General features: G+C 66.5%; 25 protein-coding genes. 13 read left to right on the top strand and 12 right to left on the bottom strand.

The window, feature by feature from the left end; genetic code table 11:
• Positions 1-912: 912 nt before the first annotated feature.
• The 3 genes from CJZ82_RS17655 to mfd form a co-directional block, all read right to left on the bottom strand.
• Positions 913-1,095, bottom strand: coding sequence for a PIN domain-containing protein (locus CJZ82_RS17655; RefSeq protein ID WP_143593521.1), 183 nt, complete (start codon positions 1,093-1,095; stop codon positions 913-915).
• Positions 1,096-1,183: 88 nt separating this feature from the next.
• Entirely contained in the window at positions 1,184-1,327 is a 144-nt protein-coding gene (locus CJZ82_RS18225; RefSeq protein ID WP_233130004.1) for a hypothetical protein, read from the bottom strand.
• Between the two features lie 5 nt (positions 1,328-1,332).
• Positions 1,333-4,896, bottom strand: coding sequence for a transcription-repair coupling factor (gene mfd / locus CJZ82_RS03415; protein ID WP_094554380.1), 3,564 nt, complete (start codon positions 4,894-4,896; stop codon positions 1,333-1,335).
• Between the two features lie 139 nt (positions 4,897-5,035).
• On the opposite strand from mfd, the gene CJZ82_RS03410 reads away from it, so the two are divergent.
• A complete protein-coding gene (locus CJZ82_RS03410) occupies positions 5,036-5,938 on the top strand; it encodes a hypothetical protein (protein WP_233130003.1) in 903 nt (300 codons plus the stop codon).
• Here the strand turns inward: CJZ82_RS03410 and CJZ82_RS03405 are convergent.
• Positions 5,847-6,632 (bottom strand): hypothetical protein, encoded by a 786-nt coding sequence (locus CJZ82_RS03405; RefSeq protein WP_094554379.1) that lies wholly within the window; start codon positions 6,630-6,632, stop codon positions 5,847-5,849. The two genes, CJZ82_RS03410 and CJZ82_RS03405, sit on opposite strands and share 92 nt — an antisense overlap.
• A gap of 61 nt (positions 6,633-6,693) precedes the next feature.
• On the opposite strand from CJZ82_RS03405, the gene CJZ82_RS03400 reads away from it, so the two are divergent.
• Positions 6,694-7,479, top strand: coding sequence for a TerC family protein (locus CJZ82_RS03400; RefSeq protein WP_094554378.1), 786 nt, complete (start codon positions 6,694-6,696; stop codon positions 7,477-7,479).
• 5 nt (positions 7,480-7,484) lie between these two features.
• Complete coding sequence (locus CJZ82_RS03395; RefSeq protein WP_094554377.1) at positions 7,485-7,838, top strand: DUF6464 family protein; 354 nt, start codon at positions 7,485-7,487, stop codon at positions 7,836-7,838.
• 35 nt (positions 7,839-7,873) lie between these two features.
• On the opposite strand, the gene CJZ82_RS03390 is transcribed toward CJZ82_RS03395, so the two are convergent.
• From CJZ82_RS03390 to CJZ82_RS03365, 6 genes are all read right to left on the bottom strand, one after another.
• Positions 7,874-8,521 carry a TMEM165/GDT1 family protein gene (locus CJZ82_RS03390; protein ID WP_094554376.1) on the bottom strand — a complete coding sequence of 216 codons (648 nt, stop codon included), beginning with the start codon at positions 8,519-8,521 and terminating at the stop codon, positions 7,874-7,876.
• A gap of 20 nt (positions 8,522-8,541) precedes the next feature.
• Positions 8,542-8,823 carry a transcriptional regulator gene (locus CJZ82_RS03385; protein ID WP_094554375.1) on the bottom strand — a complete coding sequence of 94 codons (282 nt, stop codon included), beginning with the start codon at positions 8,821-8,823 and terminating at the stop codon, positions 8,542-8,544.
• A 27-nt stretch (positions 8,824-8,850) separates the two neighbouring features.
• The gene (locus tag CJZ82_RS03380) at positions 8,851-9,846 is read right to left on the bottom strand and encodes a sodium-dependent bicarbonate transport family permease (RefSeq protein WP_094554374.1); all 996 of its coding nucleotides are present in this window, start codon (positions 9,844-9,846) and stop codon (positions 8,851-8,853) included.
• 175 nt (positions 9,847-10,021) lie between these two features.
• The gene (locus CJZ82_RS03375; protein ID WP_094554373.1) at positions 10,022-10,855 is read right to left on the bottom strand and encodes a carbohydrate ABC transporter permease; all 834 of its coding nucleotides are present in this window, start codon (positions 10,853-10,855) and stop codon (positions 10,022-10,024) included.
• A complete protein-coding gene (locus CJZ82_RS03370; protein ID WP_094554372.1) occupies positions 10,852-12,474 on the bottom strand; it encodes a 2-isopropylmalate synthase in 1,623 nt (540 codons plus the stop codon). The genes CJZ82_RS03375 and CJZ82_RS03370 overlap by 4 nt, the downstream gene beginning before the upstream one ends.
• Before the next feature lie 39 nt (positions 12,475-12,513).
• Positions 12,514-13,185 (bottom strand): NYN domain-containing protein, encoded by a 672-nt coding sequence (locus CJZ82_RS03365; protein WP_094554371.1) that lies wholly within the window; start codon positions 13,183-13,185, stop codon positions 12,514-12,516.
• A 78-nt stretch (positions 13,186-13,263) separates the two neighbouring features.
• On the opposite strand from CJZ82_RS03365, the gene CJZ82_RS03360 reads away from it, so the two are divergent.
• The 3 genes from CJZ82_RS03360 (at position 13,264) to CJZ82_RS03350 (ending at position 16,408) form a co-directional block, all read left to right on the top strand.
• Complete coding sequence (locus tag CJZ82_RS03360; protein WP_094554370.1) at positions 13,264-14,877, top strand: glycoside hydrolase family 57 protein; 1,614 nt, start codon at positions 13,264-13,266, stop codon at positions 14,875-14,877.
• Positions 14,870-15,889 (top strand): acyltransferase, encoded by a 1,020-nt coding sequence (locus CJZ82_RS03355; protein WP_094554369.1) that lies wholly within the window; start codon positions 14,870-14,872, stop codon positions 15,887-15,889. Before CJZ82_RS03360 ends, CJZ82_RS03355 begins: the two co-directional genes overlap by 8 nt.
• Before the next feature lie 75 nt (positions 15,890-15,964).
• Positions 15,965-16,408 carry a universal stress protein gene (locus tag CJZ82_RS03350; RefSeq protein WP_094554368.1) on the top strand — a complete coding sequence of 148 codons (444 nt, stop codon included), beginning with the start codon at positions 15,965-15,967 and terminating at the stop codon, positions 16,406-16,408.
• A 15-nt stretch (positions 16,409-16,423) separates the two neighbouring features.
• Here CJZ82_RS03350 and crtL read toward each other — a convergent pair whose 3' ends face one another.
• Together crtL and gyrA are read right to left on the bottom strand one after the other, a co-directional pair.
• Positions 16,424-17,662, bottom strand: a complete 1,239-nt coding sequence (crtL, locus tag CJZ82_RS03345; RefSeq protein WP_094554367.1) for a lycopene beta cyclase — start codon at positions 17,660-17,662, stop codon at positions 16,424-16,426.
• Positions 17,659-20,262, bottom strand: coding sequence for a DNA gyrase subunit A (gyrA, locus tag CJZ82_RS03340; protein ID WP_094554366.1), 2,604 nt, complete (start codon positions 20,260-20,262; stop codon positions 17,659-17,661). The genes crtL and gyrA overlap by 4 nt, the downstream gene beginning before the upstream one ends.
• Before the next feature lie 68 nt (positions 20,263-20,330).
• Here gyrA and CJZ82_RS03335 point away from each other — a divergent pair, with 68 nt between their 5' ends.
• From CJZ82_RS03335 to rsmD, 7 genes are all read left to right on the top strand, one after another.
• Entirely contained in the window at positions 20,331-21,494 is a 1,164-nt protein-coding gene (locus CJZ82_RS03335; protein WP_094554365.1) for a homocysteine biosynthesis protein, read from the top strand.
• Between the two features lie 81 nt (positions 21,495-21,575).
• Positions 21,576-22,214, top strand: a complete 639-nt coding sequence (locus tag CJZ82_RS03330) for a CAAD domain-containing protein (protein ID WP_094554364.1) — start codon at positions 21,576-21,578, stop codon at positions 22,212-22,214.
• Positions 22,215-22,285: 71 nt separating this feature from the next.
• On the top strand, positions 22,286-23,449 hold the full coding sequence (locus CJZ82_RS03325) for a GuaB3 family IMP dehydrogenase-related protein (protein ID WP_094554417.1): 1,164 nt from the start codon (positions 22,286-22,288) through the stop codon (positions 23,447-23,449).
• Between the two features lie 214 nt (positions 23,450-23,663).
• Positions 23,664-23,987 carry a thioredoxin gene (gene trxA / locus CJZ82_RS03320; RefSeq protein WP_006170349.1) on the top strand — a complete coding sequence of 108 codons (324 nt, stop codon included), beginning with the start codon at positions 23,664-23,666 and terminating at the stop codon, positions 23,985-23,987.
• A 35-nt stretch (positions 23,988-24,022) separates the two neighbouring features.
• The gene (locus CJZ82_RS03315) at positions 24,023-25,078 is read left to right on the top strand and encodes an LOG family protein (protein WP_094554363.1); all 1,056 of its coding nucleotides are present in this window, start codon (positions 24,023-24,025) and stop codon (positions 25,076-25,078) included.
• Positions 25,075-25,707 carry an imidazole glycerol phosphate synthase subunit HisH gene (gene hisH / locus CJZ82_RS03310; protein WP_094554362.1) on the top strand — a complete coding sequence of 211 codons (633 nt, stop codon included), beginning with the start codon at positions 25,075-25,077 and terminating at the stop codon, positions 25,705-25,707. The genes CJZ82_RS03315 and hisH overlap by 4 nt, the downstream gene beginning before the upstream one ends.
• Positions 25,704-26,279, top strand: a complete 576-nt coding sequence (rsmD, locus tag CJZ82_RS03305) for a 16S rRNA (guanine(966)-N(2))-methyltransferase RsmD (RefSeq protein WP_094554361.1) — start codon at positions 25,704-25,706, stop codon at positions 26,277-26,279. The genes hisH and rsmD overlap by 4 nt, the downstream gene beginning before the upstream one ends.

Here is a 26,279-nt window from a genome sequence, read left to right as displayed (position 1 = left end):
GCCGTCGCTGGCTGAACTTCCCGAAGGACTAGAGAACATATTTATCTGTGCGATAAGGCCCTTGGTGTAGCCGTGGCATGCCGGGCTGAGTTGGTTCCTGCTTTCTTGTTGGCGCCGATTTAACCGATTATTCGAGGTGCCCTTTACTTCAGTTAAGACCCCGGATACCTGATTTGAGACCAAGATCCAGGCAAATCCTCAAGAGCGGTATTCACCGCTACATTTTTGGCCGCTTCTGTCTTGGACATGGGGGCAGAGGGGGAGTTCGCCCCCAGGTATCGCCGCTGCGCAACGGCTTGATCGCATACGGAAAGAAGCACAATGTGACGAGGGCGTCGGCGCAGTAGCCCAGAAGCGTCACCAGCAGCGGCTGCGATTAGTAGTGTCTCCCAGGGTATAACTTGGCGCGTGGTCGTCCGATGCCGACGCTGGTCCTAAGCGACAACGAAGTTCAACAGCTCCAGGGCATCGCCAACCCACGGACTCTGCCGCATTCAATCGTGCAGCGCACTCAGATCGTTCTGGCCTGCTGCGGCGGCGAAACCAGCACCGCGATTGCCAAGAGGATGGGCCTCAGGCCACGTCTCTTGGAGTGATGATCACAGGTATAAATTCTGAGGACCGATATCCTGATTCAAGTGTGAACAGGCTGGGAAGGCTAGCTGCCAGTCCCGAGGGGGCTAACCGCCTCGTTCTTCCTCCATAAGCAAGGTACATGACTTGACAATTGAATCGCATTGCAGGTGGTTCATGAATGCAAGTCGGCGCTGACGGCCATCCTGCCTGCGAAGAACATGCACCATCTACTTGGTTGTGCGATAGATCATAACCCGGCCATCGGCTCCGTATACTCAACGACGTGATGGGGTAGCCCACAGCGCAGACATCCCATTCAGTCAAGAAGTGGATTGATCAGCTGCAGCTTACCCATTCGAGATTAATGTTTAAATTTTTGCCGAATAGCGCCGGACAGCCGCTGCGGAAGGCTGCTTTTACTTTCAGAGCATCGAACCAGCTGGGCTGGTGCCGCAACGCCATCTGATGGGCATCGAGAATTAGATTCAGCTCCGTGCTGACAACCTCAACGCCAGCCATGGCTGTAAGCAGAGCCGTGATCTCTGCATCACCAAGTAACCGCTGAAGTTAGCGGGTCACCAGAGGTTGGTGTCAACGAACACCCGCATCAGGTGCGTTCGTACAGGGATTCTCGGCTCCAGGGTTGGTGGCTGATGCCTTGGCTGCTGGCGGCGACCGCTTCAAAACTGGCCAACGCCTCCAGGCGCTGACTGCGGGCATCCACATAGCGGCTCAGGAAATCACGCACCAAGGGATTCACACCACCAGCACCGCCTCGTTCTTCGCCCTGAGCTGCTCGATCCGCTGGGCGTCGGTGAGGCCATCGGCTCCGGGGATCTGCTCGGCCATGGCCGAGAGCCACTCCTTGAGGGTGTCGAGCTGGCGTTCGGCAGCCAGCACATTCAGCCCCCGGGCCAGCACCTTAGCCGTGCTGCCGCCGCCGCCCTGATACACCAGCCGGCCGTGCAGATGCTGGGGCAGACCCTGGCGCAGCAGGCGGAAGGCGGGTTCCTCCATCGGGGTTTCCAGCACGAGGTTGGGCTTCTCCAGCCGGATGCGCGAGAAGCCGCAACGCCGCGCCAGCAGCTTCAGCTCCATCAGCTGCAGCAGGCTCGCCACCGGCGAGGGCAAGGCGCCGTAGCGGTCCACCCAGTCGGCGGCCAGCTGCACCAGCTCCTCGCGGGCGCGGCAGTCGGCGGCGGCGCGGTAGGCGGCCATCTTCTCGTCGCTCTCGGGAATCCAGTCGGCGGGGATGAAGGCGGTGATCGGCAGATCGATCTGGGTCTCCTCCACCACGGGAATGTCCTGGCCCTGGATCTCAGCCAGCGATTCCTGCAGCATCTCCATATAGAGATCGAAGCCGATCACCTCCATCTGGCCGCTCTGCTCCACCCCCAGCAGATTGCCCACGCCGCGGATCTCCATGTCGCGCATGGCCAGCTGATAACCGGAACCAAGTTGGGCGAATTCCTGGATCGCCCGCAACCGTTGCCGCGCCGCCTCACTCAGGGAGGCATCACCGGGATAGAACAACCAGGCATGGGCCTGGATGCCGCTGCGGCCCACCCGGCCGCGCAACTGATACAGCTGGGCGAGACCGAAGCGGTGGGCGTCTTCCACCAGAATCGTGTTGACGCGCGGAATATCGAGGCCCGATTCGATGATCGTGGTGCAGAGCATCACGTCGGCCTCACCGGCGTTGAAGGCCACCATCGCGCTCTCCAGTTCCCCCTCCGCCATCTGGCCGTGGGCCACCAGCAGCTTCAGGCCCGGCAGCATCTCGCGCAACTGGCCCGCCACCTCCTCGATCCCCTCCACCCGCGGCACCACGTAGAACACCTGGCCGCCGCGGTCGAGCTCCTGGCGGATGGCGCTGCGCACCGCCTCCTCATCGCGGGCGGCCAGGTGGGTCTTGATCGGGCGCCGCAGGGGCGGTGGGGTGGTGATCAGGCTCATCTCCCGCACCCCCGAGAGGCTCATGTAGAGCGTGCGCGGAATCGGTGTGGCGGAGAGAGTGAGCACATCCACGTCTTTGCGCAGCGCCTTGATCTTCTCCTTCTGGTTCACCCCGAAGCGCTGCTCCTCATCCACCACCAGCAGACCGAGTTTCTCGAAGTGGGTGCCCTTGCTCAGCAGCTGGTGGGTGCCCACAACAACATCCACCGTTCCGTTCTTGAGGCCTTCAAGAATCGTCTTGCGCTCGGTGGTGGTGCGGAAGCGGTTGAGCAGGGCCACCTTGAGCGGGTAAGGAGCGAAGCGTTCGCTGAGCGTGCGCCAGTGCTGCTGGGCCAGCACGGTGGTGGGCGCCAGCAGGGCACATTGCTTGCCGGCGGTCACTGCCTTGAACACGGCCCGGATCGCCACTTCCGTCTTGCCGAAGCCCACATCGCCGCACACCAACCGATCCATCGGCTCGGGCTTCTCCATGTCGCGCTTCACATCCGCGATCGCTTTGACCTGATCGGGCGTGGGCTCGTAGGGGAAGGAGTCTTCAAGCTCTCCCTGCCACGGGCCATCGGGGGGGAACGGGAAGCCGGCCGCCTGCTGACGCTCCGCATAGAGCTTCACCAGGTCCATCGCCACCTTGCGCACCGCCTTGCGGGCGCGCTCCTTGGCCCGGCTCCAGGCCACCCCGCCCATGCGGTTCAGCTCCGGCGGACTGTCGGTGCTGGCGCGGAAACGCCCCAGGCTGCCCAGCTGGTCGGCCGCCACCCGCAGCAGCCCATCGGCGTACTGCACCACCAGGTAGTCGCGCGACTCACCGCTGATCGCCAGCTTCTCCAGCTTCAGGAAGCGGCCGATGCCATGGTTGCGGTGCACCACGAAGTCGCCGGGACGCATCTTGTTGGGGTCCACCGTGCGGCTGGCCGCCTTGCGGCGCCGGCGCACGTAGCCCGAGGCAGCCAGGCTGTGCTGGCCGAAGAATTCTCGGTCGGTGAGTAGCACCAGCTTCCAGGCCGGCAGCTGCAGCCCCTCCAGCTCGGCGGTGCCCTTGAGCTTCAGCGCCACCGGCGTGGCCTGCTCGATCAGGCGCTCGATCGCCGGCACATCATTGGGGTTGGGCACGAAGCGGGCGATGCAGTCGTGCTCCTCCAGCAGCGCCACCGCCCGCGAGGGCTGGGCCGAGACCAGCCACACCCGGCTCTTCTCCTGCTGATACCCCTTCACCAGCGCAGCCAGGCGGCCGAACTGGTTGGGGTGGGCCGGCACCGGACGGCTGGAGAGATCGAAGGCGTTGGGGTGGCGGTCGCTCTCGTGCAGCTCGGCCAGATCGAAGCCGGCGAAGCGATCGGCCGCCGCCAGGGCTTCCGCCACCGGCCGGTGCAACGACGGTGGCAGGCAGTCCGGTGGCAGCGCGGCACTCACCTCGGCGTGGTGGTCGCTGGCGTGGTCGAACCACTGCTGGCCGTGGGCAAGTCCCTGGCGGCGTTCATCCACGGCGATCAGGGTGGCGCCTGGGAGGTAGTCGAGCAGGGAGGCGGGCTGCTCCCAGGCCAACCCCATCAGGCGACGCATCCCCTCAGGCGTACCCCCCTCCAGCAACTGCTCGAGGGCCTCAGCGCCCAGCAGCTCCGTGAGCGCCTCCGGCATCGACTCGCGCAAGGCGTCAGCGATCAGCGGGGCATAGCCCGTGGGGGTGAGCCGCACCGCCTCGATCGCGTCGAGGGAGCGCTGGGTGGCGGGATCGAATTCCCGCAACTTCTCCAGGTCTTCCCCGAAGAACTCCAGCCGCACCGGCAGCTCGGCACTCACCGGGTACACATCGACGATGTCGCCGCGGCGGCTCCAGCTTCCTTCCTGCTCGATCGTCGGCACCCGCTCGTAGCCCAGGCGGGTGAGGGTGGCGGCCAGTTCCTCGAGGTCGATGCTGCTGCCTTTACGCAGGCTCAGGCAGCGGGCGGCCAGGGCTGCAGGCGGCGGCAGGTGGGGCTGCAGGGCGCGCTCCGTGGCCACGATCGCCCCCGACCAGGAGCGGCCGGTGGCGTCGATCAATTCACTGAGCACCTGCAGCTGGCCCCAGGTGATCTCGCTGGTGGGATCGAAGGGTTCGTAAGGGGAGCCCTCGCTGGTGGGATACAGCTGGGCTGTGGGCCAGCCCATCAGCTCCAGCAGTGACGCCCAGCGGCCGGCCTCCTCCAGGGTGGGCACGATCACCACCAGGGGCCTGCCGCCGCGACGGGCCAAGGCACTGGCGATCAACGCCCGGGCCGCCCGGGACGCCCCACTCAGCCGCAAACGCTCGGGCCGCCCACTGCGCTCAAGCACCTCCCCGGTGAGGGGCACCTGCTCGAGCTGGCGCACCAGGGCTGTGAGGGGCATCGGGGAGCAGGCAGGCAGGAAGATTGATCTTCGCAAGCGGCGGCGGCGGCCGCGGCCTGCCGCCAGGGTCCATCCCACGCGCTATGAACAGAACCTGAGGCCATCAGCACCTGCCTCCATCCGTGCGCCTGGCGCCGTCATGAGCAATGCCCGCCGTCCCTCGCGCCGATCTCGCCCAGCCCGCCGCCCCAGTGGCCAGAGGCCCCGAAGATCCGTGGGGGGGCTCGGTGCTCTGCTGATGGGCATGCTCCTCAGCGCCGGGGGCGCTCTGGCCGCCCTGGCGCTGCTCTCCCCCCAGCCAGGCCACAACGACACTCTCCTGGCTCTGCACGACCTCACCATCCAGCTGCAGGAGGTGGTGCTTGCCAGCCGTCCACAGCCGCCGCGGCCCGGCGATCGGGTGCTCACCAGCGTTGATCTGCCTGAGCTTCTGGCCCAGCTGAGGACAGCCGATCGGAGCTGGCTGCCACGGGCCGAGCCCCTCGGCAACGGCCGCATCCGCTATCTCTACAAAAGGCGCCTCGAGGATCCACCGCTGACCATCGCCCAGATCGAGGCACTGCGCCTCAATCCCCCCAGCTACCAGGCGGAACACGACGCCATCGCCAGCCTGCTGACCATGCTCGAGCGGGCGGGGGTGCAGGTGGTGATCGGACCGCCCCGCAAAGCCCGGGCCGCAGGGGAGTGGGAACCGGCAGCCCGCACCCTGCGCATCCGCCCCGATGTGATCGAGAAGGGGAGCGTGGAGTTCGCCAGGGTGCTCAACCACGAGGCGATTCACGTGGCCCAGAGCTGCCGTCGTGGCGGACTGGGGGCCCGGCCCAGCCTGCTCGGACTTTCGATCGTGCTGGATCCGATCAGCCAGCGCAATCTGGAGGATCCCGTCTATGCCAAGGCCAGCCCCACTGAGATCCGACTGGAGCAGGAGGCCTATGCCAACCAGAACCAGCTCAGCCTGGGGCCGGCCCTGCTGGCGAAGGAATGTCGTGCTCCGGGCAGGGCGCGGTTGGGGCTTCCAGCCGCTGGGCCAGGAGTGCGTTGAAGCGCAGCAGATCGTCGTCGCTGAGCTGCTGACGGCTGGCCAGGTTGAAGTCGCGCTCCAGCAGGGCGCGCCCCTCCGCCGCTCCCCAGCCCAACCGCGCCAGCAGCACATCGGAGCTCCGCAGGAGGTCGGCGCGGCGCAGGGGCAGGGCGGCCTGGGCCGGATCCACCCCAGGCTCCAGCCGTCGCAGGGCGCCGAGGTAGGCGAGCAGATCGGCGTAGCGGATCAGGCGGCTGCGGCTGGGATGCCCGAAGGCCCGCTCCAGGTAGATCGACTCCTGCTCCCGCTCCCAGCCCAGCTGTCTCAGCAGCCGCTCCAGCTCGGCCAGTTCCTCGCTCCAGTCGTCGGGATCAGCCAGCGGTTCGGCTTCCGCGGCAGCCGGCCGGCCAGGAGCCGCGGGGGCTTCCAGGGCCGGAGCAGGCGCTGAAGGCGCTGCAGGCGCTGATGCTGGACCGGCAGGCGGAGCCGGGCGCTCATGTGGCTGCGCTGCCGGCTGGTGAGCACCGATCGGATGTGACAGCCCGGCAGGCTCTTTCAGCCGCAGCAGCAGCCGCTGCAGCGCCCTGTCTTCGGCGGCCTCAGCCGTGGGGGCCTCCCCGAGGGCGCTGCCCAGGCAACGGCCATTTTCCCAGGCGCTCATCTCCACCACCCGCTGGCCGGAGTCGGCATGGGCCAGTCGTGCCCGGAGCAGCATGGCGGGGGAGGCCGGTGACAGTGACTTTCTAGAGTGGCGCCACCGAACCCGCTGCACGCCAATGGAAGCGGAGTCGATCCCCTCCCTCACTCCCCTGCTGGAAGGGGCGGATCAGTGGGGGGAGCTGCTGCTGCTGCTGCCACTGCTGGTGGCTCTCGAAGCGGTGCTCTCCGCCGACAACGCCATCGCCCTGGCCGCCATCTCCCGGCGGCTGCATGATCCGCAACGCCAGCGTCAGGCCCTCAACCTGGGACTGGGCCTGGCCCTGGTGTTTCGCCTGGGGTTGATCCTGCTGGCCCGCTGGGTGCTGAACTTCTGGCCCCTGCAGCTGGCCGCCGCCGGCTATCTGCTCTGGCTGTGCGGGACCAACCTGCTGCGACCCGGCGATGAAACCAGCGACGACGGGCCGGAGCCGGCCAGTGATGCCGCTGCCGCCACGGCCCTTCATGACCATGCGGGCAACGATTCGGACGGCCATCACGGCGCTGGCGGACTGGGGTCGGTGGTGCTCACCCTGGCGGTCACCGACCTCGCCTTCTCCCTCGACAGCGTGTCCGCCGCTGTGGCCGTCAGTGATCGGCTCTGGCTGGTGATGACCGGCGGGGTGATCGGCGTGATCGCCCTGCGCCTCACCGCCGAGCTGTTCATCCGTTGGCTGGCTGTGTACACCAACCTGGAGCGGGCCGGGTACCTGGCTGTCGGGCTGGTGGGGCTGCGCCTGCTGCTCCGCCTCGGGCTGCCCCAGCTGGTGCCGCCTGAGTGGACCCTGCTGCTCCTGGTGGCGGGCCTGTTCCTCTGGGGGTTCTCCAGACGAATCAGCGGCGAGGCCGGTGAGGTGAACCCCTGAAGCCCTTGCGCATCGAACTTCGACAGGCCGGCAGTGGCCTGCTGCTGGCCCAGCTGGAGCTCGATGAGCTGGGTGAGATTCCCCAGCCCGGCCGTTGGTTTCTACATGGAAGCCGCAGCTTCCTGGTGCTGCAGCGGCACCACCGCTACCAGCTGCGCAATGGACGCTACGAACTGGCCACGGTGGCCCTGCAGGTGAAAGCGGAGCGCCAGCCCAGGGAGGCGCGCTGGTGGAACGGAGGCTGGGTGATCGGCGACCCCAGCTGCCGCTTCAACGCCCGTTCACCGCTGTTGCGCTGTGCCGTGCTCCCGGACGGCCCCTGTGAGCGTTGCGCCCATTACAGCGGCCGGCAGGGCTGAAGCGGGCTCAGCGGTACGTCCTCAGCAGTACGCCCTCAGCTCAGGGCCTGGCGCAGGGCCACCGCGGCAAACGCCAGAAACAGACCCCCACTGAGCCGGTAAAGCAGACGCTCGGAGAGGAGCTGGCCGATCCATTTGCCCGCCCCAACCGCCAGACCGGTGACCAGGGCATGACCCGCCAGGGTTCCCGCCAGCAGGGCGTTGAAGGGGAACCCAGGCGCGGTGGCCAGAAAGACGGTGGCGAACTGGGTGCGATCGCCCAGTTCGGCCATGAAAACCAGCAGGAAGGCTTCCCGCACCACCAGCCAGCCCCCCGCCCGACTCCGGTCCTGGCTGGCTTCGGCGGCATTGACCAGATCCTCGGCCTCCTGGGCCTCCTGCTCGGCGGCCTGGTCACCCATGCCCTGGGCATCAATCAGCAGCTTCAGACCGAAGCCACCGAAGAGCACGGCCGCCAGCCAGGGCACCAGCTGAGGCGGCAGCAAACTGCGCAGCCCCAGGCCCAGGGCCAGGGAAATCAGCGTGACTCCCGCCAGGGCGGCGAACGCCCCGATGAAGACCCAGCGGGCCCGGTGGCGGGCGGCCAGCAGAAAGGCCACGAAAAAGGTCTTGTCCCCCAGCTCCGCCAGGGTGATCGCCGTGAAACTGGAGCCGAACGCGGCGATGGCGGGATCGCTGGCCATGGAGTGCTTGGGGCTGGTGCTCAGAGCGGCTCGGCCTGGGAGACGAAGCCAACTCCTCCGTAGTACTCCAGGATCGGCCGCAACCCCTGGCGGAGGGTCTCGATCGCCTCGCTCTCGCAGAACACCATGACGTGAACATTGGCGCCCAGGCCGCTGAATTCCATCGATTCCGAGACGGAGCCATGGGGCCCGCGCCCCGTGACATGACGGACAACCGAGTAACCGGGGACGCCGGCGGCATCGATCAGCTGCACCACCTTCTCGAGTTCCCGTTCACTGCAGATCAGATCAAGACGTTGCATGGCAGAAGCCGGACAGTCAGACAGGAATCAGACGGCAGGGATGACCAGCCTCACCATCGCCATGTAAAGCGGGATGCCCACGATGATGTTGAACGGAAAGGTCACCCCCAGGGCCGTGGAAATGTAAAGGCTCGGGCTGGCCTGGGGCACGGTCATCCGCATCGCCGCTGGCACCGCGATGTAAGAGGCACTGGCGCTGAGCACGATGAACAGGAGCGCATCCCCCTGGGGCAGTCCCAGCAGCCACGACACCGCCAGCCCCACGCCTGCATTGAACAGGGGCATGAGCACCGCGAAGCCGATCAGGAAGGCCCCGGCCCGCTTGAGATCTGCCACCCGCTGGGCCGCCACGATGCCCATGTCGAGCAGGAAGAAACTGAGGGCTCCGTAGAAGAGCTTGCCGGTGAAGGGCTCCATCTTCTCCAGACCCGAGGGGCTGTAGCCCGCCACCAGCACACCGATCACCAGGCTGCCCACCAGCAGGAACACAGAACTGTTCAGGAACGCCTCGTGCAGCAGCGCACCCCAGCGCATGCCCTCACCCTCACCCGGCGACGGCTTCCCCCCAGCCAGCTTCACCAGCAGCAGGCCGACGATGATGGCCGGGGATTCCATCAACGCCAGCGCCGCCACCATGAAGCCGTCGTGGGGCATGCCGGTGAGGCCCAGGAAGCTCTCCGCTGTGATGAAGGTGACGGCACTGATGGAGCCGTAGGTGGCGGCGATCGCGGCTGCGTTGTAGGTGTCGAGCTGCCGCTTCAGCACCAGGAAGCTGTAGAGGGGCACCAGAGCCGACATCAGCATCGCTGCCGCGATCGTGCTGATCACCTGGGGGCCGAGGCCGCTCTGCAGCAGCTCCACACCCCCCTTGAAGCCGATCGCCAGCAGCAGATAAAGGGAGAACAGCTTCGGCAGCGGCGCCGGGATCTCCAGGTCGGATCCCACCAGCACCGCGATCACCCCGAGCGCGAAGAACAGCACCGGTGGCGAGAGCAGGTTCTGCAGAACCAGGCTGGTCTCCATCGGCGGCCCGGCTACCTGCTGAACGTGGAGGGGAGGCTATCGGGGCCGCCTGGAAGGGTCCGGGCGGCCGATGCGATCAGCACAGATCGAAACGACATGGACCAGCTCAAGTGCAGAGAACCAGCTCAGGCGCGGAGAACCAGCTCAGAGCTCCAGTTCTAGGAACCGGTGAGCCTCAGCCCTTCACCGCATCGCCGCTGGCGCTGGGGAGGATGTAGCGCTGCAGCAGTACGAACAGCACAAGCACCGGCAGGATCGAAACCACCGACCCTGCCGCCACCAGCCGCCAGTCGAGCGAAAAGCTGCTGGCCAGCTGCTGCAGTCCCAGGGGCAGGGTGTAAAGCCTGGGGTCATCGAGGATCACCAGGGGCCAGAGGAAATCACTCCAGGTGCCGATGAACACAAACATCGCCAGGGTGATCAGGTCGGCCCGGGCAGCGGGGATCATCACATTCCACCATTCACCCGCCGGGGTACAGCCATCGATGCGGGCCGCCTCCTCCAGCTCCACCGGCACACCGAGAAAACTCTGACGCAGCAGAAAGATGCCGAAAGCCGTTGCTGCCTGAGGCACAATCAAGGCCCAGAGGGTGTTTCTCAGGCCCAGCTGGACCATCAATAAATAGAGCGGAATCATCACCACCTGGAAGGGAATCAGGATGGTGGCCACCACCAGGGCAAACACCAGGCCCCGACCGGCGAAGCGCATCCGCGCCAGCGGATAGGCCGCCAGCGAGCAGAACAGCAGGTTGCCCAGCACCGCCAGCAGGCTCACCACCGTGCTGTTGAACAGGTAGAGGCCCAGGGGATGGTCGGCGAAGAGGCGGCCGTAGGCCTCCAGGCTCGGCTGGGCCGGGATCAGGGATGGCGGGGTTGAAAAGATGTCCTCGGCGGGTCCCTTGAGCGAGGTGCTCACCAGCCAGAGCAGGGGCACGAGCATCAGCAGGGCCAGCAGCAACAGGGCACCCAGTTGCAGGGCGCTCGCCCAGAGAGGCCGCTGCTCCTTCACAGCCGCGGCAGCTCCGCCACCGGCACAGACGCCATCTGGGGATGCAGTGGCTGGCGCTCCATGCCGTGCACCAGCCGGTTGAGGGCGTTGACGAAGGCCTGGGCCGCGGCCACCACGATGTCGGTGTCGGCGGCATGGCCTGCGTAGAGCACCCCTTGATGGCGCAGGCGGATCGTGACCTCCCCCATGGCATCGATGCCGCCTGTGACCGACTTGACGCTGAACTCCACCAGCTCGTTGGGCACCCGCGCCAGGCTGTTGAGGGCCTGGCAGACGGCATCGACCGGGCCGGTGCCGATGGCGGCTTCGGTCAGCTCGGCGCCATCACTGGTGGTGAGGGTGACGGTGGCCGTGGGCCGCAGGTTGGTGCCGGTGCTCACCTGAACCAGCTTGAGCACGTAGCGGGCCTCGGGCTGCTGGGCCTGATCGCTGACGATCGCCTCCAGATCCCGGTCGGTGATTTCCCGCTTGCGATCAGCCAGTTCCTTGAAACGGGCGAAGGCCTCGTCGAGGTCGTCACGATCGAGGCTGTAACCCAGCTCCTCCAGGCGAGCCCGGAAGGCACTGCGGCCGCTCAGCTTGCCCAGAGAGATGCGGTTGTCGGCCAGGCCGATGGTGCGGGCATCGACGATCTCGTAGGTGAGGCGGTTCTTTAAAACGCCGTCCTGGTGAATGCCCGATTCATGGGCGAAGGCGTTGGCACCTACGATCGCCTTGTTGGGCTGCACCACCATGCCGGTGAGGTTGCTCACCAGGCGGGACGTCTTGTAGATCTCCTCGGTGCGCACCCCCGTCAGCGGCTCGCTGCTGCCGGCCGGACGGCCGAGGAAGGGGTTGAAGTAGGCACGGCGCACGTGCAGCGCCATCACCAGCTCCTCAAGCGAGGCATTGCCTGCACGCTCGCCGATGCCGTTGATCGTGCACTCCAGCTGACGGGCTCCGTTCTTGACCGCCTCGAGGAAGTTGGCCACCGCCAGACCAAGGTCGTTGTGACCGTGCACGGAGATCACCGCCTGGTCGATGTTGGGCACATGCACATTGATGCCGGCGATCAGGCTCCCGAATTCGGCCGGGGTGGCGTAGCCCACGGTGTCAGGGATGTTGATCGTGGTGGCGCCAGCAGCGATGGCGGCTTCGATCACCTCATAGAGGTAGTTTGGATCGGAGCGGCCCGCATCTTCGCAGGAGAATTCCACGTCATCGACGAGGGAGCGGGCATAGGCCACCATCTCCGCGGTGATCGCCACCACCTCGGCACGGCTCTTGCGCAGCTTGTGCTCCAGATGGATGTCGCTGGTGGCGATGAAGGTGTGAATGCGGCGATTGGCGGCGGGGGCCACCGCCTCAGCGCAGGCCTTGATGTCACCGCGGGCTGCCCGGGCCAGACCACAGATCACCGGCCCGTCGGGGGTGCCGACGGCGGCGGCGATGCGCTGGACAGCATTGAAATCGCCAGGGCTGGCAAAGGGGAAGCCGGCTTCGATGATGTCGACGCGGAGGCGGGCGAGCTGGTGGGCGATCGCCAGCTTCTCCTCCAGGTTGAGGCTGGCCCCCGGGGACTGTTCACCATCCCGCAGGGTGGTGTCGAAGATCAGTACGCGGCCCGGGTCCTTGGCCATGACCGTTGCAAGTCGATGTGACTATGAGTTGAATCGATCCTAGAGGGGCGGGGAGATCACCACCTGGCTGAGACGGCTCTCCCCAGACTCCTGCGGACGGCGCACCAGCTCCCGGCTGAGCGGCTCGACCCTCACCGGACCCTCCAGGCCCCGCTGAAACACCGGCGCCTGGACCGCTTCGGCCTTCTCCAGTTGCTTGCGCCAGTCGGCCAGATCCAGAAAGACATCCACGGCGTTGCGCAGCTCCCTTGGCACCATCCCATCGGCGTTGAGCAGCGTGATCCGGATTCCCTTCGCCCGCAGGGTTTCAACAACCCGCTCCAGATCCCGGCTGCCGCTGAGCAGCCAGACCTCATCGAGGCGGTGGGCCACCAGCATCAGATCCAGGCAGATCTCCACATCCAGGTTCGCCCGGGCGAACTGGCGATGGTCGGGATCCGCGCCGAACTCCCGCAGGGGTTTGCTGCGAACCGTGTAGCCGAGGCTGGTGAGCGCATCACGGAAGGGCCGCTGATCGGCTGGATCCTTCAGGCCCGTGTACCAGTAGGCGCCATCGAGTTCCACGCCGGCATCGGCAGTGGCCAACTCCAGCAACCGGCGTGGATCGAAGAACCAGCCCAGCTTCTGCTGGGCATAGAACATGCCGTGGCCATCCACGATCACCACGCGCCGAATCTTGCCTTGATCCACCTGCAACCCATCACGCCTCATCACTTCAGCGTAGAGACGTGTGCTCTTCAGTACTCACAGAAGGGTGCCCCGTAAGGTGGCTTCATTGATGGATGGTCGATGGCCACAGGCACCCTGGCCCTGGTCCTTCATGCCCATCTCCCCTTCGTCCGGGACAGCCAGCCCGGCTCTCTGGAGGAAGACTGGTACTTCCAGGCCCTGCTGGAGAGCTATCTGCCGCTGCTGCAGGTGCTGGAAGACAGCCGGGATGATCCGGCCCAGCGGCCCTGCCTCAGCCTCGGGCTCTCGCCAACCCTGCTGAGCCTGATCAGCGATCCCGTGCTGAGCGCACGCTTCCCCGACTGGCTCGCCCAGCGCCAACTGTTGCTGCAGCAGGCCCCATCCAGCCACCGCAGCGCTGCCACCGCCCTGGCCGAGACCCTGGAGAGCACCCGCCAGGGCTGGATCGAGAGCGGCGGCCAGCTGCTGCACCGCTTCCGGCAACTGCAGCAGGACGGAGTGCTCGACCTGCTCACCTGCGCCGCCACCCACGGCTACCTGCCGCTGCTGCGCCACAGCCCCGAAGCCGTGCGGGCCCAGCTGATCAATGCCGTGCGCGAGCACCAACGGTTGCTGGGGGAGCGGCCGCTCGGGATCTGGCTGCCGGAGTGCGCGTACTACGAAGGACTGGATCTGCTCCTGCGGCAGTGCGGTCTGCGCTACTCGGTGCTCGATGCCCATGGCCTGCTGCATGCCTTGCCGCGGCCGCGCTACGGGGTCTACGCGCCGATCTGCTCGCCTGCCGGCATCGCCTTCTTTGCCCGCGATGGTGCCGCCACCCTGCCGGTGTGGTCGGCTTCGGAAGGCTATCCAGGCGATGGCAGCTACCGGGAATTTCACCGCGACCTGGGCTGGGACCTGCCCGAAGCGGAGCTGCTCGCCCATGGCATCAACTCCGCCAGACCCCTGGGGCTGAAACTGCACGCAGTCAGCAGCCAGGGCTCTGCTCTCGATCAGAAACTGCCCTACGACCCGGAGGCAGCCGCCCAGCGGGCGGTGGAGCATGCCAGCGCCTACCTGGCCGGCCGCAGCGAGGAGCTGGAAAGCCTGGCTGCGGCCATGGCCCGCCCCCCCCTGCTGGTGGCACCGTTCGATGCCGAGCTGTTCGGCCACTGGTGGTATGAGGGTCCCCGATTTCTCGCCGAGCTGTTCCGTCAGGCGCCTGCCGCAGGGGTCGAGTTCAGCAGCCTGCGCGGCGCCCTCATGCGGGAAGAACCTCTGCAGGTCTGCCGCCCTTCACCCTCGAGCTGGGGGCAGGGCGGCTACCACCACTACTGGCTCCACCAGAGCAATGCCTGGGTCGTGCCGGAGTGGCATCGCGCCTCCGCGGCGATGGTGAAGCGGGTGAATGGCGGCGTGGCCTCGGATCACCAGCGGAGGCTGCTCACCCAGGCGGGACGGGAGCTGCTGCTGGCCCAGAGCTCAGACTGGAGTTTCATCCTTCGGGCCGGCACCACCACCGGACTGGCCCGGGAGAGGATCCACCGTCATCTCGATCGTTTCTGGCGGCTGATGCATGCCATCGACACCGGCGCGGCGTTGCCCGATGGCTGGATCGAGAGCATTGAGACCGACGATGGTCTCTTTCCCCAGCTGAACGCGGCGGACTGGGCCAGTGTCAGCGGCCAGCAGACCTCTCCACCAACCGACGAGCGACCCATCACCCATGCCTGACTCACCAGCCCCGCGCCGGCGCGACCAGGCCATCGATCTGATGCGCGCCACCTGCATCCTCTGGATCGTTGGCTTCTGGCACCTGCTGGGTTACGCCCCCTCGATCGATGGCTACAAAAACGACCTCACCTACCGGCTGACAGTGGTGGTGCTGGGGCTGTTTGTATTCATCTCGGGGCATCTGATCGGCAGGGCCCGGATCACCAACGCAGCCGAGGTCTGGCGGTTCTACCGGCGACGGATGGTCCGGATCTATCCCCCCTACCTGGCGGCCCTGCTGCTCTTCGATCTCTGTGGACTGCTCAAGCCGGGGCAGTTCGTCGGGGCGGCGCTGCTGACTGCGAGTTTCAGCCTGGAGCCACCCCTGACCCTCTGGTACATCTCGATGATCGTGGTGTTCTATCTGCTCGCCCCGTTGCTTCTCCTGCTGGTGCACAGCCTGAGCAAGTCACCCTGGCGCTGGACAGCGAACCGGCTGGTGGTGTGCGCCGGGATCATCGGCCTCAACGTGCTGCTGGGCAGGCTGCTGGGTGGGGTGGATCCGCGCCTGTTCCTCTACTTCCCGTCCTTCGTTGCAGGCCTGGTGCTCTCCCCCTCGCTGGTGGAGCCGCGGGTGAGCGGCCGCAGCATCGCCGTAACGGCTCTGGCCACCGTGGCAGCCACCCTGTTCTCCTTCCACCACCAGGCCCGGATCGACGAGAGCCTCAGTGCCATCCCCCTGGCCGTGTTCGGTCCACTGCTGACCTTTCTGGTCTGTGAACGCTGGGGCCGCCATCTGCGCCTGCCCCCCCTGATCCTGGCGATCAGCACCGCCAGCTTCTTCATGTACCTCTTTCACCGGCCCATTTTCCTGCTCTTCACCAGCCGCGGATTCCCCAGCAGCGCAGGGCCTCAGCTCGCCGTGCTGCTCCTTTTGGCCCTACCGGTGATCGTGGCGGCCTCCTGGACAGGTCAAGCCCTCTACGACGCCGCTGTGCAAAGGCTTCAGCGGCCTGCCACCGCCCCTGGCTGAAGAGCTCGTGCACCAGCCCGCCTACGCTCCTTGGCAAGGACTTCCTCGGGCTTGCCATACCCCAGGCCTCCAGCCATGTACTCACATCTGCTCGTTCCCATCGACGGATCCGACGTCTCCCTGAAGGCCGTTCATGGGGCCGTGGCCTTCGCCAAGGAGATGGGAGCCCGTATCACCTTCCTCAATGCCCGCAGTGTTCTGCCTGTGTCGATGGTGGGCACCGGCACCATGCTCGATGCCAGCACACTGGAGCACCTCAGCCTTGTGGCACGGGAAAATGCCGAGCGCGTTCTGGCGGACGCCCAGGCTGTGGCGGAAAGTGCCGGTGTGCCCTGCAGCAGTGAGGGAGTGATCAACGATCTACCCCATGAGGCCATCATCGAGGCGGCCGCTCACCACGGCTGTGATCTGATCTTCATGGCCTCCCACGGGCGCCGGGGCCTGAGTGGACTGTTGCTGGGCAGTCAGACCCAGAGAGTGCTGATCCGTTCCCCCCTGCCGGTCCTGGTGTTCCGCTGAACGTCCGCCGGGCAGCTAACCCCGCAGTGCCCGCCAGAGCAACGCCCCTTCGCGCCCCTTCGGCTGCATCAGCCCCCAGCGAACATCGGCTGGCGCCTGAGCAAACAGGCGAACCATCGCCGCCACCAGTTCGCTGAGACTGAGGGTGTTGGTCAGGAAGCCGTACCACTGCTGCTCGGGGAGGGCGAAAAAGGTGCTGAAGAACGCACGCAGATCCTGCTCGGAGAAACGCATCAGCTTCTCGAGGCCGAACTGGTAGATCCCGTGCTTGCGCACCAGCTCCGGGGTCCAGAGGGCGCCCCAGGCCGTCTCGGCCACCTGGGCAGCTGTGAACTCAGGCCGGTCCAAGGCGGCGAAGATCGCCGCGGCCAGGCCCGGGGCACGCCGCAGCAGGGAGCCCACCATGTAGCCCGAAGCGGGATGTACCAGGCTGGCGGCACCTCCGAAGCCCAGCACCCGCTGGCTGAGATCAGGCAGCGGCAGGTTCATCGGGAACAGGCAGCGCTCCTCGTGCTCCACCTGCACCACCGCCACGCCCCGATGGGCCAGCCTCCTGAGCAGGCGATCCCGGAGCACTTCAATCGACACCGGTGGCGCCAGGGCCAGGGAGGTTTCCTCCACGAAAAAGCGTCCCCCGCCCAGGTCCATGGCGTACAGGAAGGTTGGCGGACCCTGCCGCTCCTCCGGGCTCAGGTGGTCGCAGCGGTAGTCCATCAGCACGAACTGGCCAGGGGGCACGGGATCCGCCGTGAAGCTGCCCACGATTCCGTAAGCAGCCTGGGCGGCCACTGGTCCCAGGGCCGGCCGGCGCACGAACACCGGGTCGTGGCCGGTGGTGTCGATCACCAGGCGGGCCCTCAGCACCTCCCCCTCCCGGGTGGTCACCTGGGAGCCCTCTGCGTCGTGGATCAGCTCAGCCGCCAGTCCCCGCCGCCAGTCCATGCCGGAGCAGCGCCCCAGCCAGTAGGCCTGGAGTTTCGTGCGATCAAAAAGGCCGTAGTCGTGGCCGAGGGCCACTGGATCGGCGCCGAAATAACTGACGCAGTTCGACCAGCGATGCTCAAGAAGATGGGCCAGATTGAGCTGGTCCAGCTCGGCGGCCCAGATGCCGTAGGTGTTCTGCCAGGGGCTGGCGGGATCGTCAGCCGCCAGCCCCATCACCCGCAGACCAAGATCGACGAGCTCACTGGCGATCGCCAGTCCCGCCGGTCCGGCACCGAGCACCAGCACATCGGCCGCGGCGGGAAGCGTCAGGGAGACTCCGGTGCCGTGGAGGCATCAGGAGTGCCTTCGAGCACATCGTCTTCAGGGGCCGGCGGCACAAGCACCACCTCACTGAGACGATCACCGCTGTCGAGCTTCTGCAGACGCACACCCGTGGCGGCCCGCGACTGCTGGGGAATCGCATCGGCCTGCATCCGCACGATCACTCCCCGCTCACTCACCAGCAGCAGTTCCTCCCCGGGGCCCATCACCGTCAACCCCACCAGCACGTCCCCGTCGCGACGGAACTTGATGGCGCGCAGACCCAGGCCGGCCCGGCGCTGCAGGCGGAACTGGGTCACCGGCACCCGCTTGCCCAGCCCACTGGCGGATGCCACCAGCACCCAGGGGCCCTCGGCGCTGTCGCCAGCTTCCGGAGCCTCCTCCTCGTCGTCGCTCTCTGCCGCCGCCGAACTGGCCACCTGATCGGCCAGTTCAGCGGGCAACACGTCCATGCTCACCAGCTCATCCCCCGGCCGCAGCGCCATCGCGCGCACGCCCCGGGCGGTGCGACCCAGGGGCCGCAGTTCGCTATCAACAAGGCGGAAGTGGATGGTCATCCCCTTCAGCGAGCCGATCAATACGCTGTCGCCTGGCAGGGCGAGCCGCGCCCAGCGCAGGGCATCACCATCTTCAAGGCTGATCGCGATCAGACCGTTGGAGCGGATGTTGGCGAAGGCCGAAAGCCTGGTGCGCTTGATGTAGCCGCCGCTGGTGAGCATCAGCAGTTGAACATCGTCGTCGAAGGCACTCACCGCCACCAGCGAAGTGATCTGCTCTTCACGGGGAATCGGCAGCAGCTGCACCACCGGGGTGCCCTTCGCACCGCGGCTGCCAATCGGCACCCGGTAGGCAGGAACGGCATAGACCACACCGCGATCGCTGAACAACAGCAGGGTGTCGTGGTCATTGCAGCTGATGAACAAGCGCACGGCCTCCTCACCCTGGCTGCGGGTTCCGGCCTTGCCGCGGGTACCGCGACTAGTGGCCTCGAACTCACTCACCGGCATGCGCTTCAGATAGCCGTTCTCGGTGAGCAGAACCACGGAGCGTTCATTGGCGATCAGATCGATGTCTTCAAGTCCACCCTCAAGATCAAGAATCTCGGTGCGACGTTCAGAGGGATAGCGCTCCCGCAGCTGAATCAATTCAGCTTCGATCAGACCAAGCACCCGCTCGCGCCTGCCCAGAATGTCTTTGTAGTCGGCGATCTTGGTGACAAGATCCTCATGCTCCAGGCGGATCTTGTCGGCTTCAAGAGCCGTGAGCCGGCGCAGCTGCATCTGCAGAATCGCATCGGCCTGGATCTCACTCAGTCCATGGCGCTCCTGCAACTGCAACCGGGCCGTAGCCGCATCCGAGGCCGCCCGGATCAGAGCGATGATCGGATCAAGCTGATCGAGGGCAAGCAGCAGACCCAGCAGGATGTGATCCCGTTCCTCCGCCTTGCGCAGCAGGTAGCGGGTACGCCGCTCAATCGTCTCGATGCGGAACTCGAGGAACACCTCCAGCATTCGCCGCAGGGTGAGCAACACCGGTTCGCTGTTGACCAGCGCCAGCATGTGGGCACTGAAGTTGCTCTGCAGGGGCGTGAGCTTGAACAGGTTGTTGAGCACCACCTGGGGATAGGCATCCCTGCGCAATTCGATCACGATCCGCATACCGTCGCGATCGCTCTCGTCGCGGATGTCGGAGATGCCATCGAGCTTCTTGTCGTTCACCATCTCGGCGATGCGCTCGATCAGCGCCGCCTTGTTGGTCTGATAAGGGAGCTCGGTGATGATCACCGCATCGCGATCCGGCCGGCCGGGGACTTCCAGCGTTTCAATCGAGGCCACACCGCGCATCGTCACCGAGCCGCGGCCGGTGGTGTAGGTCTCGCGGATGCCGCGGCGGCCAAGGATCTGCCCGCCGGTGGGAAAATCAGGACCGGGAATCAGAGCCAGCAAAGCCCGATCCTCGATCTCGGGATCAGCGATCAGGGCCAGCAGGCCATTGATCAGTTCGGTGAGATTGTGGGGCGGAATGTTGGTGGCCATGCCCACCGCGATGCCCGACGACCCGTTCAGCAGCAGATGCGGAACCCGCGCCGGCATCACCGTGGGTTCCTGCTGGGAGCCGTCGAAGTTGTCGATGTAATCGACGGTTTCCGCTTCGATGTCTTCCAGCAGGCTGTCTGTGGTGAGCGCCTGCAGCCGCGATTCGGTATACCGCATCGCGGCCGGGGGATCGTTGTCGACCGAGCCGAAGTTGCCGTGGCCATCGATGAGCGGCATGCGCATCGAGAAGTCCTGGGCCATGCGCACCAGGGCGTCATAGACGGCGGTATCCCCATGGGGGTGGTACTTGCCGAGCACCTCGCCCACCACCCGGGCGCATTTTCGGTAAGGCCGGTCGCTGGTGAGGCCGAGCTCATACATCGCGTAGAGGATGCGCCGGTGCACCGGTTTGAGCCCGTCGCGGGCGTCGGGCAGAGCCCGGCCCACGATCACGCTCATCGCGTACTCCAGGTAGGAGCGCGACATCTCATTGCGCAGGTCGGTCTGGATGATCCGTCCGTCGGACTCGCCGGGACCCGTTGGATCCGCCATCTCGCACCACACTGCCGAAGGCCAGGTTAAGCGAGGCTGGGTCCACCCCTTCGTGGTTGCCAGCGCCGATGGGCTCCGCCCCCCCCCGCTCCCGCACAGAAGCGCAGCTGCGGGAGCGCCAGAACACCGGCGACCTGGCGGTGCTCAGCGCTATGGACTTCCGCGCCCTGGTGGCCGCCGAGGGACTGGAGGCGGCCTACGCCTGCACCGACGTGGTGGTGGCGGCCAACGCCGAGTTCACCGACCAGGCCACGCTCCAGCTCAGCCTCGGACCCTGTGATCCACCCATGCGCCTGCGCGAAGCGCGGCTTGACGGGGTCACAGCCCTGGGGGCCAGCGGCAGCGGTGGCCTGACCCTGCCGATCGGAGGCGGCATCTCGGACCCGGAGCGCCGGGGCGGCGCCCAGGTGCTGGGCAAGCTGCTGGCTGGCCAGGAGGTGGAGCTGGTGGCCAGCGGTGAAGGCACGGCCCTGCACCCTCGCCGTGAACTCCAGACCCGGCTCCAGCTCCAACGCCTGGGCGTGGCACGCCTGCTGCTGCACCGCGCCATCAGCGAGAACGGCATCGTGGCGGTGAGCAGCGCCGAAGGGGTCACCCACAGCCCCTATGGCCCCCTGCTGGGCCCTTACGGCAGCGCTCTCTACAGCAGTGGCGGCTGCCGCAGCATCGGTCTGACCATGCCTGGCCTCAGCTTGCTCGGCCCCGGCTCGCCCGTGCTGGTGGGAGGCGCGATCGGCTGGGTGATCGGCAGCGGCAGCGGCCACCAGCCCCAGATCCGGCGGCTGCCGAGCGGCCATGCCCGCGGGCCGGGGGCCGTGGCGGCGGTGAGCGTCGATCTGGCGGAGCTGAGGGCTGCGTGGATCCGCCCCTGCCACTTCGAAGGCCATGGCAGTGCCCTGCTGGTGGCGATCGCGGCACCGGTTCCCCTGATCAACCTGGCCGTGGCCCGCCAGGCGGCCTGCCGCGACGACCAGCTCGAGGCACCCGTGCTGGATTTCTCGATTCCCCGCCGCATCCGACCGAGCTTCGGCTTCGTTCCCTACAGCCACCTGCTCGCCGGCGAGATCCAGGTGGACGCCCGCCGCCTGCGCTGCGCACCTGCCCACAGCCCCCGCCTGGCTGAGGAGATCAGCTCCGGGCTGATCCAGCGCCTACGCGATGGCTCATTTCCCCTGAGGCTTCCCCTGCTCCCCTTGAGTGACCGCCCGGGCCTGATTCCGCTCGAGGGCTGAGCGCCGCAGCAACCGCGGCAGCGGCGGGGACAAGCCGGAGGAAACAGCGTAAGCTCCACCCGCGTTTTCGCGCGTCAACCGGTGGTCGAGTCCTCTGCTGCGTCCCATGAGCCCGAAGAGGGCCAGGACCTGCCATCAACGCCCCCACTCAGCGAGGCTGATCTCAGCGCTGAGCCTGGCCCTGGTCCATCAGCAAGCGAGGAAGAGGTGAGCACTGATGGCGAGCCGAGGGCTGGTGCCGACTCCACCGTGGAGCCCGATCCGCAACCAATCGAGGAGCTTGAAACTCCACCGCCTGCTGAGCCTGAACCTGCGCCCGCATCGTTTGTTGAGCCCTCGGCCGATCCAGCCGTGGCCACAACCCTGCACATCCCGGCCAGCGAAGCAAGCATCGACGGGGAGGGAGGTGGAGAGTGGGAGCTGCTCACGGGCAAGGTCCGTGACTTCTTCAGCCGCGCTGACTTCCAGCAGCAGCTGAAGCAGTACAGCGGCCCCCTGAAGCTGCTGGCGGGCTTTGTGGTCCTGCTACTGCTGCTCAGGATCTACGCCGCCCTGCTGGGAGCGATTGAAAGCCTGCCCCTGGTTCCCGGACTGCTGGAGCTGGCCGGGGTGTTCTGGCTGAGCCGCTTCGGGGTCACGCGCCTGGTGCGCAGCAGCGACCGCCAGAAGCTGCTGGCCTCGTGGCGGGAGCGCTGGGCGTCGTTCCGCGGCCAGCCCTGAGGCCAGGTTCATTGCAGCCTGGAGCGGGCCAGACCGGTTGATAGCTTGTCCCGACTGCAGAAACCCCAGTGGTGTCCATTCAGTTAGGCCGATCCCGAACCGTCCGCCGCGCCTATGGGATCGACGAGATCGCCCTGGTACCCGGCGGTCGCACCGTGGATCCCGAGGTGACCGATAGCCGCTGGACCATCGGTGGCATCGAGAGGGAAATCCCGATCATCGCCAGCGCCATGGACGGTGTGGTGGATGTATCGATGGCGGTGGAACTCTCCCGGCTCGGGGCCCTGGGGGTGTTGAACCTGGAGGGGGTCCAGTGCCGCTACGACGACCCGAATCCAATCCTGGATCGCATCGCTGCGGTGGGCAAGGAGGCCTTCGTGCCCCTGATGCAGGAGCTCTACGCCCAGCCCGTGCGCGAAGACCTGATCCGCCAGCGCATTGCGGCGATCAAGACCGCCGGTGGCATCGCCGCCGTCAGCGCCACCCCAGCCGCGGCCCTGCGCTTCGGCCAGGCGGTGGCAGAAGCTGGCGCTGACCTCTTCTTCGTCCAGGCCACGGTGGTCTCCACCGATCACATCGGCCCGGCCGGACGCGCGACCCTCGATCTGGCCACCCTCTGCCGTGATTTCGGCATTCCCGTGGTGATCGGCAACTGTGTCACCTACGACGTGGCTCTCGAGCTGATGCGCGCGGGCGCGGCCGCCGTGATGGTGGGTATCGGCCCCGGCGCCGCCTGCACGTCAAGGGGCGTGCTGGGCGTGGGCATCCCCCAGGCCACGGCGGTGGCCGATTGCGCCTCCGCCCGCGACGATCACGAGCGGGAGACAGGTGTTTACGTGCCGATCGTCGCCGACGGCGGCATCGTCACCGGTGGTGACATCTGCAAATGCATCGCCTGCGGCGCCGATGCGGTGATGATCGGCTCGCCGATCGCGCGGGCCAGCGAAGCCCCCGGGCGAGGCTTCCACTGGGGCATGGCCACCCCCAGTCCGGTGCTGCCCAGGGGCACCAGGATCAGCGTGGGAACCACTGGCAGTCTGGAGAAGATCCTGCGCGGGCCGGCCAGCCTCGACGACGGCACCCAGAACCTGCTCGGCGCCCTGCGTACTTCGATGGGCACTCTTGGTGCGCGCACCATCAAGGAGATGCAACAGGTCGAGGTGGTGGTGGCCCCATCCCTGCTCACCGAGGGGAAGGTGTATCAGAAAGCCCAGCAGCTGGGCATGGGTAAGTAACCCCCCGCACCTGGGCTGTTGATTCCGGCCTGAAACGACAGAATCGCGGCGAAGATGGGCGTTAACCTCAAGGTGTGGGGGCTCCGGCTCGCACACTCCTCACACCAACCCGCCCGGCGCGCCCGGGCATTTTGTCTTCCTACGGTTGCCCCGCGGTTATCGGGGATTCAGGATCCTCGTTGCTAGATTCCAGGCACCTTGTCTCCTCCCTCGGATGTCCAGCGCCACTGCCGTCACCGATGCTTCCTTTGAGCTGGATGTGCTCAAGAGTGACGTGCCCGTGCTGGTGGATTTCTGGGCCCCTTGGTGCGGCCCCTGCCGCATGGTGGCCCCGATCGTCGACGAAATCGCCAAGGAATTCGAGGGCAAGCTGAAGGTCTACAAACTCAACACCGACGAGAACCCCAACGTCGCCAGCCAGTACGGCATCCGCAGCATCCCCACCCTGATGATCTTCAAGGGTGGCCAGAAAGTTGACACTGTTGTGGGCGCGGTTCCCAAGAACACCCTTTCCGGCACGATCGCCAAATACCTCTGAGCATTCCTCCAGCTTCCCTCGCCCCATCTTCACTGATGTCCCCAGCCTCTCCCTCACTGGAGCGGTTGGGCCATTCCCTGGTCAACAACCCCCATCGCCTGCTGATCGAGCGCTCGCTTCACTCGATCCTGGAGATGGCCAGCATTGCCGATCACACCGACGACTGGCAGCTGATCTGCGGTGCCCTCAGCGATCTGCATGAGGCCCTGGCTGCCTTCCATCCCCACCGCACCACCCGCAAGGTGGCGGTGTTCGGATCAGCCCGCAGCCTGCCGGAGAGCTCCACCTACCAGCTGGCCGAGGAGGTCGGCCGTGAGGCCATGGCCAGCGGCTTTGATGTGATCACCGGCGCTGGCGGCGGGGTGATGGAAGCGGCGAACCGGGGAGCGGGAGCGGAGCACAGCTTCGGGCTCAACATCCAGCTGCCCTTTGAGCAGGAACCCAACCCCTATGTCGCAGCAGCCGGCGACCGCCTGGTTCATTTTCGTTACTTTTTCACACGCAAACTTTTCTTCCTGCGTGAGAGCGATGCCCTGGTGGTACTCCCTGGCGGCTTCGGCACCCTCGATGAACTGTTCGAAGCACTCACCCTGATCCAGACAGGACGCACCGCTCCGATTCCGGTGGTGCTGCTGGCGCCGCCGGGCCATGAGCTCTGGCAGGACTGGCCTCAGGACCTCCTCAGCGGCCTCGAGAGCGACGGATTGATCGGACCAGACGACAGGGGCCTGCTCAGCCACGCCAGCTCTGCCCGCGAGGCGATCGAGCTGATCCGGCACTTCTACCGGGTGTTCCACACCACCCGAGTCACCGACGATGGGCTGGAGCTGCTTCTGCACGTGCCGCTGGCGGAGGCTGATCTGCTGGCCATCCGCTCCGGCTTCCAGGATCTGCTGCGAAGCGGCGATTTCGAGCTGGGGGAAAGCTGCGACGACAACGATCGCCTGCGCCCCTGCCTTCACTTCGACTTCGATCAACGCTGCGTCGGCCGCCTTTACCAGCTCATCGCCACCATCAACGCCCTCGATCTGCCCCGTTGCGATGACCTGATCCATCCGGAGCAACGCAACTGTCTGGAACCACAGCCATGAGCCTGCGGATCGGCCTGATCGATTACGGCATGGGCAACCTGCATTCGGTGGCCAGGGCCGTGGAGCGTCTTGGCGCCGAGCTGATTCACGTACTGGATGCCCCCGCGATGGAGGAGTGCGCCGCCCTGATCCTGCCGGGGGTGGGTTCATTCGATCCGGCCATGGAGCGTCTTCACCTGGCCGGTCTGGCGGATCCCCTGCGGGAGTGGAGCGCCAGGGAACGCCCCCTGCTGGGGATCTGCCTGGGGCTGCAGTTGCTGTTCGAGGGGAGCGACGAGGGAAAAGCGCCAGGCCTCGGGCTGCTCAAGGGCAGGGTGCGGGCCCTGCCGTCCAGTCCGGGGCATCCGATTCCCCACATGGGCTGGGCTCCCCTGATCTCCACCAATCCGAGCCCCTTGCTCCCCGAGGGCCATTCGGCCGCCTGGGTCTATTTCGTGCACTCCTACGCCGCCGCTCCCGATGACCCGGCCTGCACCACGGCAGAGGTGCTTTTCGCCGATCAGCCGGTGACCGCGGCGGTGTGGCAGGGAGCCCTGGCGGCCTGCCAGTTTCACCCGGAAAAGTCTGGCCCCCAAGGGCAGCGCATGCTTGAGCGCTGGCTGGGCTGGGTGGAAGAGGGCGGGACGTGAGCCTGCGGCTGAGTGGCGGGCGGAAACTGCTCAGTCCGCCAGGGCAGCACACCCGCCCGACCGCCTCAAGAGTGCGCTTGGCGGTGCTCAATCTGCTGGCGAGTGAACTGAGTGGTTGCCGCTGGCTCGATCTCTGCTGCGGCAGCGGGGTGATGGGCTGCGAGGCCCTGCAAAGAGGCGCCAAGCTGGTTGTAGCCCTGGATCACAACCGGACCACCCTCGACATCGCCCGTCGCAATCTGGAGGCCGTCAAGGCTGGTGTGAATCCGGCCAGCGACCTACGGGTGATCAGAGCAGACCTGCCGCGGTGGCTGATGCCTGGCCCAGAGCAACAGTTGGGGGAGGAAGCGGCGGGCGGCTTCGATCTGATCTACGCCGATCCCCCCTACGCATCAGGTCTTCATGCCCCGATTGCCGAAGCGGTGGCCGCGGCCGGCTGGCTGGCCGCAGGGGGAAGACTGCTGTGGGAATGCTCAAGCGAGATTTTCCCGGAGATTCCTTCCGGCTGGCAGCTCAGCGACCAGCGGCGCTATGGAAGTTGCGGTCTGATGATTCTGGTGCCTGCGGCCTGA

This window comes from Synechococcus sp. 1G10, assembly GCF_002252625.1.
Classification (GTDB): Bacteria; Cyanobacteriota; Cyanobacteriia; order PCC-6307; family Cyanobiaceae; genus Regnicoccus_A.
This window is presented reverse-complemented; position numbering and strand designations above follow the sequence as displayed.